At 57.5% G+C, this 1,847-nt stretch carries 3 protein-coding genes; 2 read left to right on the plus strand and 1 reads right to left on the minus strand.

Annotated elements, in window-relative coordinates; all coding sequences use genetic code 11:
* Window positions 1–143: 143 nt before the first annotated feature.
* A complete protein-coding gene (tnpA, locus tag NFR51_RS10945) occupies window positions 144–560 on the minus strand; it encodes an IS200/IS605 family transposase (RefSeq protein WP_154518904.1) in 417 nt (138 codons plus the stop codon).
* A 21-nt stretch (window positions 561–581) separates the two neighbouring features.
* On the opposite strand from tnpA, the gene NFR51_RS10950 reads away from it, so the two are divergent.
* Together NFR51_RS10950 and NFR51_RS10955 are read left to right on the plus strand one after the other, a co-directional pair.
* Window positions 582–1,643: an RNA-guided endonuclease InsQ/TnpB family protein gene (locus NFR51_RS10950; RefSeq protein WP_016914375.1), complete on the plus strand. Its 1,062-nt coding sequence runs from the start codon at window positions 582–584 to the stop codon at window positions 1,641–1,643.
* Between the two features lie 32 nt (window positions 1,644–1,675).
* Window positions 1,676–1,847: ArsA-related P-loop ATPase (locus NFR51_RS10955; protein WP_277613165.1), on the plus strand; the 172-nt coding region annotated here is incomplete at its 3' end.

A 1,847-nucleotide genomic window follows, 5' to 3' on the forward strand; every position in this document is an offset into this window, starting at 1 on the left:
GGACTCTACTGGATGGGCTAGGCCCTTTTCGAATACCTGAACGCCATAGCGCTTTCATTTGATTGGCACTACGTTTATCGAACATCGCGAAAAACCTCGTACTTCTAGTGCGAGGATGGATAGCGAGGGGCGCGAGAGCGCCCCTAGTCCGGCCTCGATTGTTGCTCAATATACTGCTTGACCATGCTCAGGGGGGCGCCTCCGACACTTCCCGCAAAGTAGCTTGGACTCCACAGCGAGTTCTTCCGGTAGGCGGGCTGCACCAGTTCAGGGTGTAGTAACTTCATCCGCCGGCTGGATACCCCCTTCAAACTATTCACCAGCCTGGATACCGCCACTTTGGGTGGAAAGTTGACAAGCAAATGGACGTGATCGGTTTTACCGTTGAACTCCTGTAGCTCCGCCTCGAAGTCCCGACACACTCGGTCGAAAAGCAATTCGAGGGAGTTGAGATGCGCGCCGGTGAACACCTTGCCCCGATACCTGGTGACAAAGACCAAATGGGCATGGAGTTTAAAAACGCAGTGTCTTCCTGTTCTGATAGCTTGTTTGGTTTCCATAGACCAAGTATATTCGAAGCCATGAAGCAGACCAAGACCCTCAAGGTTCGAGTGAAGGACAAACACGCCGCCGAGCTTAACCGCATGGCCCGCAGCGTGAATTTTGTTTGGAACTACCTCAACGAACTGTCTTCCCGAGCCATTCGGGAGAAAGGTCTGTTTCTGTCTGCCTACGACATGCACCCCTATACCAAGGGTGCTGGCAAGGACCTCGGCCTGCACAGCCAAACGCTGCAATGCATCGCTGCTGAATACGTTGCCCGCCGCAAGCAGTTCAAAAAGCCCCGCTTGAATTGGCGCAAGTCCGGCGGTGTACGCCGCTCACTTGGCTGGATTCCGGTCAATACCGGCGCGGCCAAGTGGAAGAACGGGCAGGTATTTCACAACGGCACCTACTTCAAGGTGTGGGATAGCTACGGCCTGTCGACATACAAGTTCCGTGCCGGCAGTTTCAACGAAGATAGCCGGGGCCGGTGGTATTTCAATGTTGCGGTCGAGGTGGACGTGCAGCCGACGCTTGGGCAGGGCGCCGTTGGCATCGACCTTGGGCTCAAGGATGTGGCCACCTGTAGCGATGGAGGAAGGCTGGAAAACAGCCGCTTCTACCGCCGCATGGAAGACCAGTTGGCGACAGCCCAACGTGCCCGCAACAAGCGGCGGGTAAAAGCTATTCACGCCAAGATCAAGAACCGTCGCCAGGACGCGCAGCACAAGTTTTCCCGGAAACTCGTCAACCAGTACGGCGAAATCGTCGTGGGCGATGTTTCCTCAACCAGGCTCGCGAAGACCAGGATGGCCAAAAGCGTCTACGACGCTGGCTGGTCACAACTGAAAACGATGCTGGAATATAAATGCGCTCACGCAGGCATCGTCTTCAAGGTCGTTCGCGAAACCAACACCACCCGCGCCTGTTCGTCGTGCGGCTCGCTTAGCGGGCCGCAGGGCGTCAACGGGTTGCGAGTAAGGGTCTGGGAGTGCGTGGAGTGTGGTGTACTCCACGACCGGGACGTGAATGCGGCCCGGAATATCCTCAGCCTCGGGGCAGGACGTTGCCCTCAAGAAGTTGGAATCCCCGTCCTTTAGGGCGGGGAGGACGTCAAGCAGCGCCAGAAATGATGCAGGAGCTGGAGCGGCAGATGCGCCTGACACGTCAGTCTCCCGGCACCCAGGAGGCCGCCTTGCTGGAGCGGCTGGCTCGTCTGATGGTGGACGATGAGGCCCCCTATGACGTGGTCATTTTCGATACGGCGCCCACGGGGCATACCCTAAGGCTGCTGACCCTGCCCG

It is taken from the genome of Lactococcus ileimucosae (assembly GCF_943193185.1).
GTDB lineage: Bacteria > Bacillota > Bacilli > Lactobacillales > Streptococcaceae > Lactococcus > Lactococcus ileimucosae.